Here is a 15,146-nt window from a genome sequence, read left to right as displayed (position 1 = left end):
GGAACTTAAAACTTCACCCAGGTGGCGGGGTCGAAGGCGCGGCCCTGATGGCGCAATTCAAAGTATAGCCCTGATTCCTCGTTGCCGCCGCTGTTGCCCGCGCTGGCAATGGCGTCGCCGCCCTTGACGGCATCGCCCACGCGTTTCAGCAAGGATTGGTTATTGCCATAAATACTCATGTACTGGCCGCCATGGTCGACGATGATCAAATTGCCGAAACCGCGCAGCCAGTCGGAAAATACCACGCGGCCGCCGGCGATGGCGTGGACCTCGCTGCCTTCGCCCGTGCGGATGAACACGCCCTTCCAGCTGGGGCCGTCACCGCGCTTACTGCCGAAGCGGGCGGCGATCTTGCCCGCCACGGGCGAGCGCAACTGCCCTTTCATGCTGGCAAAGGCGCCGGCCGGCGCGGCCGGGCCCAGGCTCGGGCGTTCCGGCTCAGGTTCCTTCGGCTCGGGCTTGGTCGCCACCTTGGCCACTTGCGGCGGCTCGTCGTCATCGATCGGTTCCAGTTTCACAGGCGGCGGTGGCGGCGTCTGCGGCTTGATCTTGCCCGACTTGTTTTGTTGCTCTTTCGCAATGCGCTCGCGTTCGGCCTGCGCCTGGGCGGCCTTGGCGCGCGCGGCCAGCAGGCGTTCGCGTTTTTCCGCCGCAATCTTGGCGTCGGCGGCCGCTTTGGCGGCGGCGCGCTGCTCGGCCAGCAATTGCTGGCGTTTCTTTTCGGCCGCAGCGGCGGCGGCCTGCTCTTCGATCAGTTTCGCCAGCTTGCCGACCAGGTTGCCCATGCGCTGCTCGTCGCGCTCGACATTGCCCACTTCCTTGCGCTGCGCCACCAGGCGTTGCGACAAGCTCGTCAGCAAGGCGGCGCGGCGCGCCTTTTCCTGCACCAGCAGGGCCTTCTGGTCGCGCTCTTCCTGCGCGATTTCTTCCAGTTCATCCTTGGCGTTCTGCACATCCGCCTGATTTTTCTCCACCGCCAGCAAGTTGACGCGCAAGGCTTCCAGCAAGCGTGCCTGCGCCTGCGACACATAGGCCATCAGTTGCAAATCGCGGTTGATGCGGTTCGGATTGTCGCCCGACAAGAGCAGCTTGATGCGGTCTTCGTTGCCGGCGACATATTGTTTACGCAGCAATTTGGACAGCTGCGCTTTTTGTTTCTCGACGGTGGCCGTCAGTTGCTGGTGCTCCTGCCCCAGCACATTGAGTTTCACGCCCGTCGCGCTTTGCTCCTGCGCCAGGTCGCGCAAGGCGCGGTTGGCGTTGGAAATGGCCTCTTCCGACTCGGCCAGGGTATCGGCCGCGTCATCCTTGGCGCTTTCCGTGCGGCTGATGTCGCGCTTGAGCGCCGTCAGCTTTTGTTGCAATCCAGCACGTTGTGCTTCCGCGGCCACTTTCTGCTTGCTGCGTTCGGTGGGCTTGGCACCCTGTACGGCGCCGCTCGACAACAGCAGCGCTGCGCACAGCATGGCACCGGCGCGCCACGCCGGCAGGGGTCGTTCAGCAGAGGGGGCGATCGCTGTGCCGCGGAAGAAAGACAACAAGTTACTTGGCCTTCCCTTGGTTCGCCACGGCCGCTTGCGCTGCCGCAATCGCTGCCGGGTCGCCCAGGTAGTAGTGACGGATCGGTTTCAGGTCGGCGTCCAGTTCATACACGAGCGGCTGGCCGTTCGGAATGTTCAGGCCCACGATGTCGCTGTCGCTGATGCCGTCCAGCATCTTGATCAGCGCGCGCAGGCTGTTGCCGTGGGCCGAAATGATGATTTTCTTGCCGGCGCGGATGGCCGGGGCGATTTCTTCGTCCCAAGACGGCATCACGCGCGCCACGGTGTCTTTCAGGCATTCCGTCAGGGGAATCGAGGCCTTCGGCAAGCCGGCATAGCGCGGATCGTTGAACGAGGCGCGGTCATCGTCAGCTTCCAGCGGCGGCGGCGGCGTGTCATAGCTGCGGCGCCATACCAGTACTTGCTCGTCGCCATACTTGGCGGCCGTCTCGCCCTTGTCCAGGCCTTGCAGGGCGCCATAGTGGCGTTCGTTCAAACGCCAGTCATTCTTGATTGGCAAATACATCATGTCCATCTCGTCGAGCGCCAGCCACAGGGTACGGATGGCGCGCTTCAAGACCGAAGTGTAAGCTACGTCGAACGTAAACCCTTCCTGCTTGAGGATCTGGCCGGCGGCCTTGGCTTCGTTGACGCCCTTTTCCGTCAGATCGACGTCGGTCCAGCCGGTGAAGCGGTTATCGAGGTTCCAGGTGGACTCGCCGTGACGCATGAAAACGATTTTGTACATAGTTCTATCTTCTCAAGGGGTTCAAATCAAAAAAGCAAAACGTAAAAAGACCTCGTCCAGCTTCTATTTTATAATGCGCGGATTGACTTAAACCATTGGACCCTACGTGAAATTCATTATCGACCACATTTTTCTGTTTGCCATCGTCATTATTTCCGGCGGCGCCCTCCTCTGGCCACTGCTGTCGATGCGCGGCAAACGCGCGACCGTGCTGGAAGTCACGCAACTGATCAACCGAGGCAAGACCATCATCATCGACGTGCGCAGCGCGGAAGAATTCGCCACGGGCCACTTGCCTGACGCGAAAAACATGCCGCTGCCGGAACTGGCAAAACGCCTGGGCGAGCTGGAAAAATTCAAAACGCGCCCCATTGTAGTGGTTTGCCAGAAAGGTTCGCGTTCGGCAACGGCCGTCGGCCTGCTGGGCAAAGCCGGTTTCGCCGAGGCAACGAGCCTGGAAGGCGGCCTCGACGAATGGAAAAAGCAAGGTTTGCCATTGAAAACCTTGTCGCTGGCCAAGTAAGCCTGCGCCAGCATTAACATAAGGAGTCATCATGAGTGTCCCAGTAATTGTGTATAGCACCGCCGTGTGCCCGTATTGCGTGCGCGCCGAACGCCTGTTGGAAGCCAAGGGCGTGAGCGTGCAAAAGATCCGCGTCGACCTCGACCCGGAAGAGCGCATCAAGATGATGGAACGCACGGGCCGCCGCACGGTGCCGCAAATCTATGTGGGCGACACCCACGTGGGCGGATTCGACGATTTGTATGCGCTCGATCAAGCCGGCAAGCTGGACCCCTTGTTAAATGGGACGGCAGCCTGATATAAAGCGGGTTCGAGAAATTGCTTGGTTTTTTGTCGTATTGTTTTGATACAATTGCCCTCGCACCTGATCTGGCCGTGCCTACCCGGCACGGTTTACATACCGCAAGCACCATATTTGAACGGTGTGCCGTTCTTGTCCTCTACAACGAAAGCGTTCCATGTCTGACGAAAATCTGCAACCAGTCTTCCAAATCCAACGCGTCTACCTGAAAGACATGTCGCTCGAACAACCAAATTCCCCAGCTATTTTCCTGGAACAAGAAGCACCAGCGATCGAAGTAGCTTTGGACGTGGGCGCTGCGCCTCTGGCCGACGGCATCTTTGAAGCCACCGTGACCATCACCGTGACCGCCAAAGTCGGCGATAAAGTCGCTTTCCTGGTCGAAGGCAAGCAAGCTGGTATCTTCGAAGCACGCAACATTCCTGCCGATCAACTCGATCCGCTGCTGGGAATCGGCTGCCCGAACATCATCTACCCTTACCTGCGCGCCAACATCGCCGACGTGATCACCCGTGCCGGCTTCCCGCCAGTGCACCTGGCCGAGATCAACTTCGAAGTGTTCTACCAACAACGTCTGCAAGCTATTGCTGACGCTGCTGCCGCAGCGCCAGCAGCCAGCGAAACGCACTAAGCTCTTGCAAGACCCCGCCAGCCGTCAAGGTTGGCCTGACACGGCGGCCTGGCCGCCGTGTTTCGTTAAGGTTCAAAAAATATCATGTTGAAAAGTGCGCTCTTGAGCAAGTTCCGCTGGATAGCCGGCGCCGTGCTGCTGCTGGCCTCCGCCGCCAGCCACGCCGTCGATTTCAAAACGGTGGGAGCAAGCCCCGTGATCCTGTACGACGCGCCATCCGCCAAGGGCGGCAAGCTGTACGTGGCGCCACGCGGCATGCCGCTGGAAGTCGTGCTCAGCTACGGCGAATGGGTCAAGGTGCGCGACGCCAGCGGCGAAATGGCCTGGACCGAAGCCAAAGGCCTGTCGGCCAAGCGCAACGTCGTGGCGCGCGCCGCGAACCTCAAGGTTCGCGCCAGCCCCGACGATACCGCCTCGCCCATCATCCTCGTCGACAAGGGCGTGCTGCTGGAAATGAGCGAGCAAGCCAGCTCCGGCTGGGTCAAGGTGCGCCACAAGGACGGCCAGAGCGGCTACGTCAAGACCAGCGAAGTGTGGGGCCTGTAAGCATCGTAAGCACCGCCAGATTCATCCGGGCAACGGCCAGCCGCGCCGTGCCCTTCCCCCTGCCAGACTGAGGTTGCATGCAAGTTTCCCCTGAAAACACTCCCGATACCAGCACCACAGCTGCCCCACGCCGCATTACCGTGCTGGGCGCCGGCGCCTGGGGCACGGCTGTGGCCATGGCCCTGGCAGGCCGCCACGACGTGCTGCTGTGGGGCCGCAACGGCGACGCCATGGCCGCCATGGCCGCCAGCGGCGAAAACAGCTATTTACCGGGCTTCCCTTTGCCGCCGCAATTGCGCATAAGCGCCGATTTCGACGCCGCCGTGGCGCACGCCGGTGGCGAACAGGGCCTCTTGATCGCCGCCTGTCCCGTGGCCGGCTTGCGGCCCCTGCTGCTGCAATTGAAAGACAAGGCCATCGGCAAGCTGGTGTGGCTATGCAAGGGCTTTGAAGGCGGCACGGGCCTGCTGCCGCACCAGATCGTGCAGAAAGTGCTGGGCGACAACATCCCCGGCGGCGCCCTGTCCGGGCCCTCGTTCGCGCAGGAAGTGGCACGCGGCTTGCCGTGCGCGCTGACCATCGCTTCGCACAGTGTCGCCTTGCGCGGCGCCGTCGTCTCGGCCTTGCATGGCGGCACCATCCGCGTGTATGCCAGCGAAGACCTGGTGGGCGTGGAAGTGGGCGGCGCCGTCAAGAACGTGCTGGCGATTGCCACCGGCGTGGCCGACGGCCTGGGCCTGGGCTTGAATGCGCGCGCCGCACTGATCACGCGCGGCCTGGCGGAAATCACGCGCCTGGGCACGGCCCTGGGTGGCCAGACGGAAACATTCATGGGCTTGACGGGCATGGGTGATTTGATTTTGACCTGCACGGGCGACCTGTCGCGCAACCGCCGGGTCGGCCTGGGCCTGGCGCAAGGCAAGGCGCTGGCCACCATCGTGGCCGAACTCGGTCACGTGGCCGAAGGCGTGCCCTGCGCCAATGCCGTGCGCGAACTGGCGCGCCGCATGGGCGTCGACATGCCGATCACCAACGCGGTAGCCGGCGTGTTGTTCGATGGCGATTTGCCGCACCTGATGGTGCAGCAACTGCTGTCGCGCGATCCGCGCGCTGAGGCGGCCTGAATCGCTAGGGGAATTAGCGCCCCACCTTGACCATCAATATCGTCAGCAGCACCAGACTGTCTTCGCGCGCGGCCAGCGCATGCGCCTGGCCGCCGTGCAAGTACAGCATCTGCCCCGGCCCCAGCAGGTGCTCCTTGCCATGCGCATCCACCGCCACCTGCCCTTGCAGGCACAGCAAGGTGATTTCACCGGGGACATGATGCTCGGGCATGGTCTTGCCCTTGGGCATGCACATGCGGATCAATTCCAGCTCCTCCGTCTTGGCCAGCGCGATGGCGGAAAACTGCGACAGGTCGTCACCGTCCCTGCGCAGCACCTCGATCACCTGTCCTGAACTTGCGTGCTCCAGTGCCATCATGTGCTCCTTCAGCAATTACTCGGGGACTTCGTCCGGCTCTTTCGCGCCGCGCATCCATTCGACCAGCGGCCACGCATCCTGCAAGCCTTGCGCCAGGGTCGACAGCAGTTTTTCCGGTTCGTTCACGGGCAGCGGCACTTCGCTCCAGACAAAAAAGCTCTTCAGCTTGATGAATTCGATATGTTCGGCGTCCGCCTCGAAACCCTTGGGCGGGCGCTGCAACTTGCCCTCGTTCTGGATGCTGCCGAAACGCGCCTTCAAGCGCTTATTTTTCAGTACTTTGGAAAAACCTGGCGCGTCGTTGACCATGTGTTCGCGCAGCGCCTTCAGGCGGCCGGGTGGCGGCATGTATTCGCCGGCACCGAACAATAGCTTGCTCTGGCCATCGATCTGCAGATAATACGTGGGGCCGCCCGCCTTGCTGGGGCGGCGCATGTCGTTTGGCGCGATGGCGGCCGAAAACCGCGTCTTGTACGGGCTCTTGTCGTGCGCGAAACGCACGTCGCGGTTGATGCGGAACAAGGCCTTCTTCGGATTGCAGTACTTCACGGCCGGGTCAAACTTGCCCAGCTCACCGATCAGGCTAGTCACCAGGGCGAGGAATTCCTCGCGCAGGATGTCGTAGCGGGGCTTGTTCATGACAAACCAGGGACGGTTGTTATTCTCGCTCAGTTCACGTAAAAATTGGGTCAAATCACGCACATGCATGTGTCAAATTCCGATCAGCAACTATTTGGAAAGCTCTTTCGGTAGAGGGCGCTTGCCCACCATCACGTCGAGCGCCGCTTCGCGATTCTTGCGCAGCACCGTCATTTTAGCTTTTCCGCCGGGTGGCAGTTGGGCGATCAGGTTGAGCATTTCCGTCGTATCGCCGACGGGCTTGCCATCCACCGTCAGCAGGATGTCGCCGGGCACGATGCCCGCCTTGTCGGCCGGACCGTTGCGCACCACGCCGGCGATGATGGCGCCGCTGGTACGCTGCAGACCAAAGCTTTGCGCCAACTCGGGCGTGATGTCCTGCGTTTCCACGCCGATCCAGCCGCGCACCACATGGCCATCCTTGATGATGGCTTCCATCACCGTCTTGGCCGTCGAGACGGGTATGGCGAAGCCGATGCCGACCGAGCCGCCGCTTTGCGAATAGATGGCCGTATTGATGCCGATCAGGTTGCCGCGCGTATCGACCAGGGCGCCGCCCGAGTTGCCGAAGTTGATGGCCGCATCCGTCTGGATGAAGTTTTCAAAGCTGTTGATGTGCAGATTGTTGCGGCCCAAGGCGGAGATGATGCCCATGGTCACCGTCTGGCCCACGCCGAACGGGTTGCCGATGGCCAGCACCACGTCGCCCACGCGTGCCAGTTCCGACTGGCCCAGCACGATGACGGGCAGTTTGTCGAGGTCGATCTTGATCACGGCCAGGTCCGTTTCCGGATCCAGGCCCACTACCTTGGCCGGCGCCTTGCGCCCGTCGGTGAGCACGACTTCGATTTCATCGGCGCCTTCCACCACATGGTTGTTGGTGAGAACATAGCCTTCATGGCTGACGATGACGCCCGAACCGAGGCTGTTTTTCAAGTCCTCGTCATCCTCGCCGTCCGGGGCGCGGTCGCCGAAGAAACGTTTAAAAAAGGGATCGCGCGCCAGCGGATGGGCGCCGCGCTTGGGTACTTGCAGGGTGAGGATATTGACAACGGCGGGCATGGCGCGCGCCGCCGCGTCGCGGTAGGAACCGGGCGACAGGCTGCTCGATGCCGTTTCCACCACGGGCACCGGTTTTGCAGCAGAGCCCAGCTGCTGTACCCGGCTGGCCGGGCGCAGCGCGCCGTACACAAAGTACAGCGCCAACGCGATGGTCACGGTTTGCGCAAACAATAACCAGAATCGTCGCATAGAGTTCTCTGCCCAGGTCAGCCGGCCGGTGCCGGAACGCCTTATTTTGCCAGATTGTTGCTGTTGCGTGCGTTCTGCTGCAGGGAGTCGCGGATTTCACGCAGCAACACGATGTCTTCCGACGTGACGGCGTCCGGCGTCGGGACCGGCGAGGCCGCTTCGCTGCGGCGGGCCTTGTTCATCAGGCGCACCATCTGGAAGATGATGAAGGCAAGAATGACAAAATTGAGCAAAATGGTCAGGAAGTTGCCGTAGGCCAGCACGGCGCCCGCCTTTTTCGCTTCCACCAGGGTCATCGTCGTGGCCTGGCCGTTCAGAGGCAAATAGTAATTGGCGAAATCAAGGCCGCCGAAAATGCGCCCGATGGGTGGCATGATCACGTCTTGCACCAGGGAATCGACAATCTTGCCGAAGGCGCCGCCGATGATGACACCGACCGCCAAGTCGACAACGTTGCCTTTCATTGCAAATTCTTTAAATTCCTTCATCATTGCCATGGCTACTCCTTCGGATAGGTATAAAAACATGTCGATCATACTATTGATTCCCGGTGCCACCAACTTGTGGTTGTCGTCAAGACCAATTCGGGCACAGCGGGGCGTATCTAGTTCGAAAGAACTAGCCACCTCCTGCAAAAGTATATAAATTATGGTACAAGCAACGTTTTTGTTTTATTCGTTGTTTGCTTCACTTATAATTTGCGGTTGCCAGAAGTGGCTTTTTCACTTCCGGATAATCAACAAGAAACTGGCACGGGCTGCGCCATTGGCCGAAGTTCCGCAGGGATGTTGCCACTTTACCGCGCAAAGATGCGGGTTGCGGCAATCGGTGGGAAAGAGCTTCGGCGACGGGTTTTTCGCGGCTGCCACTCATAATAAAGATTCGCATTTTGACTGATTGGGGTTTGCATGAGTAACGAAAAGCAGGTCGATTCAGGCCGTCGCGGCTTGCTCGTCGCCACGTGCGCGGCGGGCAGTGTAGTTGGATTGGCAACCGCGGGAGCCTTGGTAAGCACCTTCCAGCCGTCGGAGCGCGCGAAAGCGGCTGGCGCGCCGGTTGAAGTAGACATCACCACCTTGCAAGCCGGCGAAATGCGCACCGTCGAATGGCGCGGCAAGCCGGTCTGGATCATCAAGCGCACGCCAGAAATGATCGCGTCGCTCAAACAAACCGATGGCAAAGTCGCCGATGCCAATTCCCAACGCAATCCCGCCGAATTCACGCCTGACTACTGCATGAACGAATGGCGCTCGATCAAGCCTGAAATTCTCATCGCCGTCGGCATCTGCACCCACCTGGGCTGCTCCCCTTCCTCAAAATTTACCCCCGGCCCGCAACCGTCGCTGCCCGATGACTGGGAAGGCGGCTTCCTGTGCCCTTGCCATGGCTCCACCTTTGACATGGCAGGCCGCGTGTTCAAGAACAAGCCTGCGCCGGACAACCTGCAAGTGCCGCGCCATATGTACCTGAGCGACACCAAATTGCTGATAGGTAAAGACGAGAAAGGCGAGGCTTGATCATGGCTGCTTTTAAAGAAACGAAATTCCCGGCCGACGCTCCCGTCGCCGAAAAAGCGCTGGGCTGGGTCGATGACCGCTTTCCCCTGACCAAGCTGTGGAATGACCAATGGGGCAAGTACTACGCCCCGAAAAACTTCAATTTCTGGTACATCTTCGGCTCACTGGCCATGCTGGTGCTGGTCTTGCAGATCGTCACCGGCATCTTCCTGACGATGCACTACAAACCGGATGCGGCGCTGGCCTTCAATTCCGTCGAGTACATCATGCGCGAAGTACCGTGGGGCTGGCTGGTGCGCTACATGCACTCGACGGGCGCCTCGGCCTTCTTCATTATCGTCTACCTGCACATGACGCGCGCCCTGCTGTACGGCTCGTACCGCAAGCCGCGTGAACTGATCTGGCTGTTCGGTTTCGCCATCTTCCTGTGCCTGATGGCCGAAGCGTTCTTCGGCTACCTGTTGCCATGGGGCCAGATGTCGTACTGGGGCGCACAAGTGATCGTCAACCTGTTTGGCGCCATCCCGTTCATCGGCCCTGACCTGTCCTTGTGGATCCGCGGCGACTACGTTGTGTCCGACGCGACCCTGAACCGCTTCTTCGCCTTCCACGTGATCGCCATCCCGCTGGTACTGCTGGGCTTGGTTGCAGCACACTTGATCGCCCTGCATGAAGTGGGCTCCAGCAACCCGGACGGCATCGAAGTGAAGGAAAACCTGGGCGCCGATGGCCACCCGCTCGATTCGATTCCTTCGCATCCGTACTACACCGTGCATGACCTGTTTGGCGTGTCGATCTTCCTCGTCATTTTCAGCGCCGTCGTGTTCTTCGCGCCGGAAATGGGCGGCTATTTCCTGGAATACAACAACTTCCTGCCTGGCGATTCGCTGAAAACCCCGCTGCACATCGCGCCAACCTGGTACTTCACGCCGTTCTACTCGGTGCTGCGTGCCACCACGGCCGACTTCATGTACGTGCTGATGGGTGTCGTGGCGGCCTACGTGGTATTCATCTGGCTCAAGTCGCGCCTGTCGACGACGATCAAGTCGGCCATCGCCGGCATCGCCATCGTCGCCATCATCGGCATGCTGCCGCAGGTGCTGGACGCGAAATTCTGGGGCGTGGTGTTCTTTGGCGGTTCCGTCGTGATCCTGGCCTTCCTGCCATGGCTCGACCATTCCCCAGTGAAATCGATACGCTACCGTCCGAACTGGCACAAATATGTGTACGCCATCTTCGGCCTGTCGTTCCTGATCCTCGGCTACCTCGGTACCCAGGCGCCAACGGATACGAAAACCATCGTGTCGCAAGTGTGCACACTGATTTACTTCAGCTTCTTCCTGCTGATGCCATGGTGGAGTGCAATGGGCAAGTTCAAGACCGTGCCGTCGCGTGTGACGTTTCACCCGCACTAAGCCGCTCTCACGCCACGCTCAAAGGACCTTACATGAAATTTTCAAAAAAACTGCTCGCCATCCTGGCCTTCGTGCCCGCCATGGCTCTCGCCAGCGAAGGCGGCTTTCCGCTGGATAAGGCGCCTGACCGCCAGACCAACATGGCAGCGCTGCAACATGGCGCCAAATTGTTCGTCAATTATTGCCTGAATTGCCACGCCGCCGTGTCGATGCGCTACAACCGCCTGCGCGACCTGGGCTTGACGGAAGACCAGATCAAGCAGAATCTGTTGTTCTCCGGCGATAAAGTAGGCGACTTGATGACCACGGCCCTGGCACCGCAGGACGCCAAGGCGTTCTTTGGCGTCGTACCGCCGGATTTGTCGGTAATTTCGCGCGCGAAATCATCTTCCGCTGGCACAGGCGGCGACTACCTGTATACTTACCTGCGTACGTTCTATAAAGACGACACTCGGCCGACCGGCTGGAACAACATGGTCTTGCCGAATGTTGCCATGCCGCATGTATTATGGGAATTGCAAGGTGTCCAGACTGCCAAGTTCGTGGAAGAGACGGATCCCCACGAGCCAAGCAAGAAGATCCACAAATTTGCCGGCTTCGAGCAGGTCAAGCCCGGCACGTTGAACAAGATCGAGTATGACAATGCGGTAGCCGACCTGGTCGGCTACATGGAGTGGATGGCCGAACCGGCACAGCAAACACGCAAACGCCTGGGCGTGTGGGTGCTGCTGTTCCTGTCGGTATTTGCTCTGCTGGCATGGCGCCTTAACGCGTCGTTCTGGAAGGAAGTCAAATAAGTGAGGCGCCGGCCATAGGCCGGTTTATGCCTGTTTCTGCGTTGTCCGCATGAGTGGACAAGCGACCTGGGGTGAGCCGTTCGCGGCTTCACCCCCTTTGTTTCTAAGGAACTATAAAAAATGATGGTTCTCTATTCGGGTACAACCTGCCCATTTTCGCAACGTTGCCGCCTGGTCCTGTTTGAAAAAGGCATGGACTTCGAAGTGCGCGACGTCGACCTGTTCAACAAACCGGAAGACATTTCGACCATGAACCCGTATGGCCAGGTGCCTATCCTGGTCGAGCGCGAACTGATCCTGTATGAATCGAACATCATCAACGAGTACATCGATGAGCGCTTCCCGCATCCGCAACTGATGCCGGCCGATCCGCTGATGCGTGCCCGCGCGCGCCTGATGCTGTTCAATTTCGAAAAAGAGCTGTTCGTGCACGTGCACGTGCTGGAAAGCGAACGCGCCAAGAGCAACGACAAGGCCCACGACAAGGCACGCGCGGAAATCCGCGACCGCCTGACGACCCTGGCGCCGCTGTTCCTGAAAAACAAGTACATGCTGGGCGACGAATTCTCGATGCTCGACGTGGCTGTCGCGCCGCTGCTGTGGCGCCTGGACCACTACGGCATCGAACTGTCGAAGACGGCTGCACCGCTGATGAAATACGCCGAACGCATCTTCTCGCGTCCTGCCTACATCGAAGCGCTGACGCCATCCGAAAAGGTCATGCGCCGTTAAGATATTCCCGGCAAGCCACGCTTGCCGGGGTATCTGTGTCTTTTGAACTACCGGTGCGCCCGCCTCAAGCTTGACGAGGGGCGCTCCCGCCTCACAGTGCCTATCATGTCTGAAATCTCAACCAAACCTTATATGCTGCGCGCCATCTACGAATGGTGCACCGACAGCGGCTACACGCCTTATCTCGCGGTCAAAGTCGATTCGCGCACCACGGTACCGATGGAATACGTGAAAAAGGGCGAAATCGTGCTCAACATCAGCTTCGGCGCCACCAGCGCCCTGAAGATGGACAACGACGCCGTCCGCTTCCACGCCCGCTTTGGCGGCGTCTCGCGCGAAATCTACGTGCCGGTCGACAACGTGATGGCCATCTACGCCAACGAAAACGGCCAGGGCATGGCTTTCGAGCCCGTGCTGGGCAACGATGACCCCGACGCGCAACCGACCGACAGCCCAGCCTCCGCCGACCTGCCACCGCCAGCACTGGCCCCGGTCTCCAGCGCCCCGGCCCTGTCGTCCGTGCCAACCAGTTCCCCCGAACAACGCGACAACGCCACGCCCGGCGACGACGAGCCACCAAAAAAAGGCGGCCGCCCGACCCTGACGCGCATTAAATAGCGTATAATTCGCAACGCACAGTTTTTGCCGACTTAGCTCATTTGGTAGAGCAGTTGATTTGTAATCATCAGGTGGCCAGTTCGAAACCGGCAGTCGGCACCAATAAATTCAAGCACTTAGCCCAATGCTCAGGATTGGGCTTTTTGCTTTCTGGACGCCATGTAACCCCTGTGTAACCCGGCTTGATCAATCAAGCCGGATTAACCAGCGGCCTGTCGCACCATGCATAGGAGATCAAAGAGCCCAAAAGGGCTCTTATCGAATACATCGCATGCACAGGTGCGACGCCCTTCTCTCAAGCACCAAGAACGCGCCGGATACCCTCTACCGGCCAGGCCAACCGGCCGTTCACCCGAATCGGTCGCAGAGGTCCATTTTCGGCGGACGCCCATACCCGCAATGTCTGCGGTTTTCTCCCCAGGTGGTAAGCAGCACATGCGGTGTCGACATGTGTCCGCCGTTCCAAGTCAAGCGGCATAAAGCCAAGCCAAGATTGAGAACCTGCCATCAGGTGTTCTACTGCTCGCGGTTGTTGCTGATCCATTCATCGCCTCGAAATTTGAGCGCCGAACAACAGGCCAACCTCAATGGTCAGCGTCACATTGTCCGGCACATGTCCGACAACGCCGGGGCACGGCCCCAGCCCAAGAATACTGTTCCGTATCGACGTCGCCCCTGACGCGCAGTCAATACGCAAGCGCCTTTCGGCGCTTGTCCCCCACCCGGCTTCAGGCGCCGGGCGCAACTGCCATGCGGTCTCCCGCGTCGCGCTACCTGCAAAAGAGACAGGTCATTGGTGGCGCCACACCGGTTTTTCATATTCAGAGATGGGGACGGCAAACGTAGTCCGGCCAATGGCCTGGTTAATGTGTTGGATCGACACACGACCAGTTAAAGCTGATGAGGAGAAGCGTCAGGATGAAAAAAACAGGCTTGCCGGGTACTGGAGACGATACTCCGCTTGTGAAACGTCGATGGCGCCTGCTATGCGTCGCTCATTGTTCTGCTGGACCGAGGTAGAAAGCAGTTCGTTGGTCAGTCAAGAGACGAAATAGAAATGGTGCGCCATTCAAACTGGCGTTACTTGAAGAGCAATTCCCGCCATAGCGGGCATTGTGTGTTGAGGTAGATTTCAGTTTTCAGGAAGTAAATCCCTGGCCATTCCGCAGAGCGAATCAGCATCATGAAGCAACACATATTGCCTGTCAACAAGTTTCCAATCATGAGCTTCAGGCATTGATACCCGTCCCTGCCCCCTGCAGACGCTGCGATCAAAATGACGTTGCCACAGAGAAATTGAAGTGATACTATTAGATGTCGCCATGCGGCAATATTGTAAATGCAATTCCCTGTAAAAAGTAACCAACAAAGCAGTTCACAAAATCGTCAGCTTCTGACGCTTCTTCCAGCAAACGCTTGGCGATTGCTCGGCTGAACACGCTCAACATCAGCAACTCTTGGCATATCAGTAATTACCGTATCCCTGAATCTTCTCGTGTATACGCCTGACGTTTCGTGATCTTCACGATGTGTCATCTTGGTCGACCATCTGCAACGTAATCCCAACGCCAACCAGGGCAGGAACCTATACGCCTGTGCTCCACCAACGCTGGCGCGCCCAGCATCGCCATCTTGGGCAATTCCTATTCCGCCCCATTCCCTCCTCAACTCTTCTGCGTCTGCCTGGACCTTTCGTGATCAGCTCACGACTAGAGCCATCAGGTCGATCCGCATGCAATGCAGTACCCGGGTGCGACCGGGCAGATGAGAGCAGTTCCTCGTCTATTCGCACACAACCGTGGGTACGTTTTACTCATACCTGTATGCATATTGGATCAAGGAGGATGGCATGTTTTTTAGCACCAACGAAATAGCGCAGCTTGCTATTACGTTCCCCTGGGGACACACGGCCCAAGTCAAAATCAAGGCAGCAAAACACGGCGTGGCACCGGACGACATCATCCAGGAAGGACGCGAAATAATTCTGGAAAAAGCTCCGGTATTTGACCCAGCCAAAGGCACCCTGTGCCAGTTCGTATTTGGCCACCTGGAGAAAAGAATGCTCCGTCAGCTGGGCGCACACACGTTTGCTGTTTCCATCGACAGCGACGAACATTTTGGTGACAGTACACGCAGCATCATCGCCAATCTGGAGGCGCCAGCAGTGTACGACGACGATTTCCCTCCACCTTCAGATCAATCCAAAAGTTCTAAGGCCTTGTCAATCGCCAGTTTTGTGAGCGGAAAGTCGACTACGGATCTTGCACGGGCCCTTGGCTGGGTATTTCGGTCCATCGTGCCCACCGATTCCGGTCCATTGTGCCCAGCCATTCCGGTCCATCGCGCCCACCCATTCCGGTCTATCGTGCCCAGTTTGAGGGCCAGACCGGAATCACTGGTCACGA

General features: G+C 59.1%; 18 protein-coding genes and 1 tRNA gene. 12 read left to right on the top strand and 7 right to left on the bottom strand.

Annotated elements, in window-relative coordinates:
- Positions 1-5: 5 nt before the first annotated feature.
- Both CSZ94_RS19720 and gpmA read right to left on the bottom strand, forming a co-directional pair.
- Positions 6-1,466: a murein hydrolase activator EnvC family protein gene (locus tag CSZ94_RS19720; protein WP_102123082.1), complete on the bottom strand. Its 1,461-nt coding sequence runs from the start codon at positions 1,464-1,466 to the stop codon at positions 6-8.
- 76 nt (positions 1,467-1,542) lie between these two features.
- Complete coding sequence (gene gpmA, locus CSZ94_RS19715) at positions 1,543-2,289, bottom strand: 2,3-diphosphoglycerate-dependent phosphoglycerate mutase (protein WP_101483505.1); 747 nt, start codon at positions 2,287-2,289, stop codon at positions 1,543-1,545.
- A gap of 106 nt (positions 2,290-2,395) precedes the next feature.
- On the opposite strand from gpmA, the gene CSZ94_RS19710 reads away from it, so the two are divergent.
- The 5 genes from CSZ94_RS19710 (at position 2,396) to CSZ94_RS19690 (ending at position 5,414) form a co-directional block, all read left to right on the top strand.
- Complete coding sequence (locus CSZ94_RS19710) at positions 2,396-2,812, top strand: rhodanese-like domain-containing protein (RefSeq protein ID WP_102123081.1); 417 nt, start codon at positions 2,396-2,398, stop codon at positions 2,810-2,812.
- Between the two features lie 31 nt (positions 2,813-2,843).
- A complete protein-coding gene (gene grxC, locus CSZ94_RS19705) occupies positions 2,844-3,110 on the top strand; it encodes a glutaredoxin 3 (protein WP_102123080.1) in 267 nt (88 codons plus the stop codon).
- Between the two features lie 160 nt (positions 3,111-3,270).
- Positions 3,271-3,744, top strand: a complete 474-nt coding sequence (secB, locus tag CSZ94_RS19700; RefSeq protein WP_010394167.1) for a protein-export chaperone SecB — start codon at positions 3,271-3,273, stop codon at positions 3,742-3,744.
- Between the two features lie 84 nt (positions 3,745-3,828).
- Complete coding sequence (locus CSZ94_RS19695) at positions 3,829-4,290, top strand: SH3 domain-containing protein (protein WP_102123079.1); 462 nt, start codon at positions 3,829-3,831, stop codon at positions 4,288-4,290.
- 77 nt (positions 4,291-4,367) lie between these two features.
- Entirely contained in the window at positions 4,368-5,414 is a 1,047-nt protein-coding gene (locus tag CSZ94_RS19690) for an NAD(P)H-dependent glycerol-3-phosphate dehydrogenase (protein WP_102123078.1), read from the top strand.
- Positions 5,415-5,427: 13 nt separating this feature from the next.
- Here CSZ94_RS19690 and CSZ94_RS19685 read toward each other — a convergent pair whose 3' ends face one another.
- From CSZ94_RS19685 to mscL, 4 genes are read right to left on the bottom strand one after another with little or no spacing between them, the layout of a single operon-like run.
- The gene (locus CSZ94_RS19685) at positions 5,428-5,772 is read right to left on the bottom strand and encodes a cupin domain-containing protein (protein ID WP_258001102.1); all 345 of its coding nucleotides are present in this window, start codon (positions 5,770-5,772) and stop codon (positions 5,428-5,430) included.
- Between the two features lie 15 nt (positions 5,773-5,787).
- Positions 5,788-6,480: a DUF2461 domain-containing protein gene (locus CSZ94_RS19680; protein ID WP_102123077.1), complete on the bottom strand. Its 693-nt coding sequence runs from the start codon at positions 6,478-6,480 to the stop codon at positions 5,788-5,790.
- A gap of 21 nt (positions 6,481-6,501) precedes the next feature.
- Positions 6,502-7,662 carry a Do family serine endopeptidase gene (locus CSZ94_RS19675; RefSeq protein ID WP_180977544.1) on the bottom strand — a complete coding sequence of 387 codons (1,161 nt, stop codon included), beginning with the start codon at positions 7,660-7,662 and terminating at the stop codon, positions 6,502-6,504.
- 41 nt (positions 7,663-7,703) lie between these two features.
- A complete protein-coding gene (mscL, locus tag CSZ94_RS19670) occupies positions 7,704-8,159 on the bottom strand; it encodes a large conductance mechanosensitive channel protein MscL (protein ID WP_102123075.1) in 456 nt (151 codons plus the stop codon).
- 411 nt (positions 8,160-8,570) lie between these two features.
- On the opposite strand from mscL, the gene petA reads away from it, so the two are divergent.
- From petA to CSZ94_RS19640, 6 genes are all read left to right on the top strand, one after another.
- Complete coding sequence (gene petA, locus CSZ94_RS19665; RefSeq protein WP_102123074.1) at positions 8,571-9,179, top strand: ubiquinol-cytochrome c reductase iron-sulfur subunit; 609 nt, start codon at positions 8,571-8,573, stop codon at positions 9,177-9,179.
- A gap of 2 nt (positions 9,180-9,181) precedes the next feature.
- Complete coding sequence (locus CSZ94_RS19660) at positions 9,182-10,594, top strand: cytochrome b (protein ID WP_102123073.1); 1,413 nt, start codon at positions 9,182-9,184, stop codon at positions 10,592-10,594.
- A gap of 32 nt (positions 10,595-10,626) precedes the next feature.
- The gene (locus CSZ94_RS19655; protein WP_102123072.1) at positions 10,627-11,391 is read left to right on the top strand and encodes a cytochrome c1; all 765 of its coding nucleotides are present in this window, start codon (positions 10,627-10,629) and stop codon (positions 11,389-11,391) included.
- Positions 11,392-11,511: 120 nt separating this feature from the next.
- Positions 11,512-12,123, top strand: a complete 612-nt coding sequence (locus CSZ94_RS19650) for a glutathione S-transferase N-terminal domain-containing protein (RefSeq protein WP_010394154.1) — start codon at positions 11,512-11,514, stop codon at positions 12,121-12,123.
- A 105-nt stretch (positions 12,124-12,228) separates the two neighbouring features.
- Positions 12,229-12,741 (top strand): ClpXP protease specificity-enhancing factor, encoded by a 513-nt coding sequence (locus tag CSZ94_RS19645; protein ID WP_102123071.1) that lies wholly within the window; start codon positions 12,229-12,231, stop codon positions 12,739-12,741.
- A gap of 26 nt (positions 12,742-12,767) precedes the next feature.
- Positions 12,768-12,843: transfer RNA gene (locus tag CSZ94_RS19640), tRNA-Thr, on the top strand.
- A 1,208-nt stretch (positions 12,844-14,051) separates the two neighbouring features.
- On the opposite strand, the gene CSZ94_RS28100 is transcribed toward CSZ94_RS19640, so the two are convergent.
- Positions 14,052-14,189, bottom strand: coding sequence for a hypothetical protein (locus CSZ94_RS28100; protein WP_180977543.1), 138 nt, complete (start codon positions 14,187-14,189; stop codon positions 14,052-14,054).
- A 401-nt stretch (positions 14,190-14,590) separates the two neighbouring features.
- Here CSZ94_RS28100 and CSZ94_RS27710 point away from each other — a divergent pair.
- The coding region (locus CSZ94_RS27710; RefSeq protein ID WP_146009855.1) for a hypothetical protein at positions 14,591-15,146 on the top strand (556 nt) is incomplete at its 3' end.

Origin of the sequence: Janthinobacterium sp. ROICE36 (genome assembly GCF_002869965.1) — a bacterium.
GTDB lineage: Bacteria > Pseudomonadota > Gammaproteobacteria > Burkholderiales > Burkholderiaceae_D > Janthinobacterium.
This window is presented reverse-complemented; position numbering and strand designations above follow the sequence as displayed.

What these genes read in the sequence shown, in the direction of transcription:
- CSZ94_RS19675 (WP_180977544.1), bottom strand. Translation starts at nt 7,662, where the DNA reads ATGCGACGATTCTGGTTATTGTTTGCGCAAACCGTGACCATCGCGTTG.
- CSZ94_RS19650 (WP_010394154.1), top strand. Translation starts at nt 11,512, where the DNA reads ATGATGGTTCTCTATTCGGGTACAACCTGCCCATTTTCGCAACGTTGC.
- CSZ94_RS28100 (WP_180977543.1), bottom strand. Translation starts at nt 14,189, where the DNA reads ATGTTGAGCGTGTTCAGCCGAGCAATCGCCAAGCGTTTGCTGGAAGAA.
- secB (WP_010394167.1), top strand. Translation starts at nt 3,271, where the DNA reads ATGTCTGACGAAAATCTGCAACCAGTCTTCCAAATCCAACGCGTCTAC.
- gpmA (WP_101483505.1), bottom strand. Translation starts at nt 2,289, where the DNA reads ATGTACAAAATCGTTTTCATGCGTCACGGCGAGTCCACCTGGAACCTC.
- CSZ94_RS19685 (WP_258001102.1), bottom strand. Translation starts at nt 5,772, where the DNA reads ATGATGGCACTGGAGCACGCAAGTTCAGGACAGGTGATCGAGGTGCTG.
- CSZ94_RS19690 (WP_102123078.1), top strand. Translation starts at nt 4,368, where the DNA reads ATGCAAGTTTCCCCTGAAAACACTCCCGATACCAGCACCACAGCTGCC.
- CSZ94_RS19680 (WP_102123077.1), bottom strand. Translation starts at nt 6,480, where the DNA reads ATGCATGTGCGTGATTTGACCCAATTTTTACGTGAACTGAGCGAGAAT.
- CSZ94_RS19695 (WP_102123079.1), top strand. Translation starts at nt 3,829, where the DNA reads ATGTTGAAAAGTGCGCTCTTGAGCAAGTTCCGCTGGATAGCCGGCGCC.
- petA (WP_102123074.1), top strand. Translation starts at nt 8,571, where the DNA reads ATGAGTAACGAAAAGCAGGTCGATTCAGGCCGTCGCGGCTTGCTCGTC.
- CSZ94_RS19660 (WP_102123073.1), top strand. Translation starts at nt 9,182, where the DNA reads ATGGCTGCTTTTAAAGAAACGAAATTCCCGGCCGACGCTCCCGTCGCC.
- CSZ94_RS19720 (WP_102123082.1), bottom strand. Translation starts at nt 1,466, where the DNA reads ATGCTGTGCGCAGCGCTGCTGTTGTCGAGCGGCGCCGTACAGGGTGCC.
- CSZ94_RS19655 (WP_102123072.1), top strand. Translation starts at nt 10,627, where the DNA reads ATGAAATTTTCAAAAAAACTGCTCGCCATCCTGGCCTTCGTGCCCGCC.
- grxC (WP_102123080.1), top strand. Translation starts at nt 2,844, where the DNA reads ATGAGTGTCCCAGTAATTGTGTATAGCACCGCCGTGTGCCCGTATTGC.
- CSZ94_RS19645 (WP_102123071.1), top strand. Translation starts at nt 12,229, where the DNA reads ATGTCTGAAATCTCAACCAAACCTTATATGCTGCGCGCCATCTACGAA.
- mscL (WP_102123075.1), bottom strand. Translation starts at nt 8,159, where the DNA reads ATGGCAATGATGAAGGAATTTAAAGAATTTGCAATGAAAGGCAACGTT.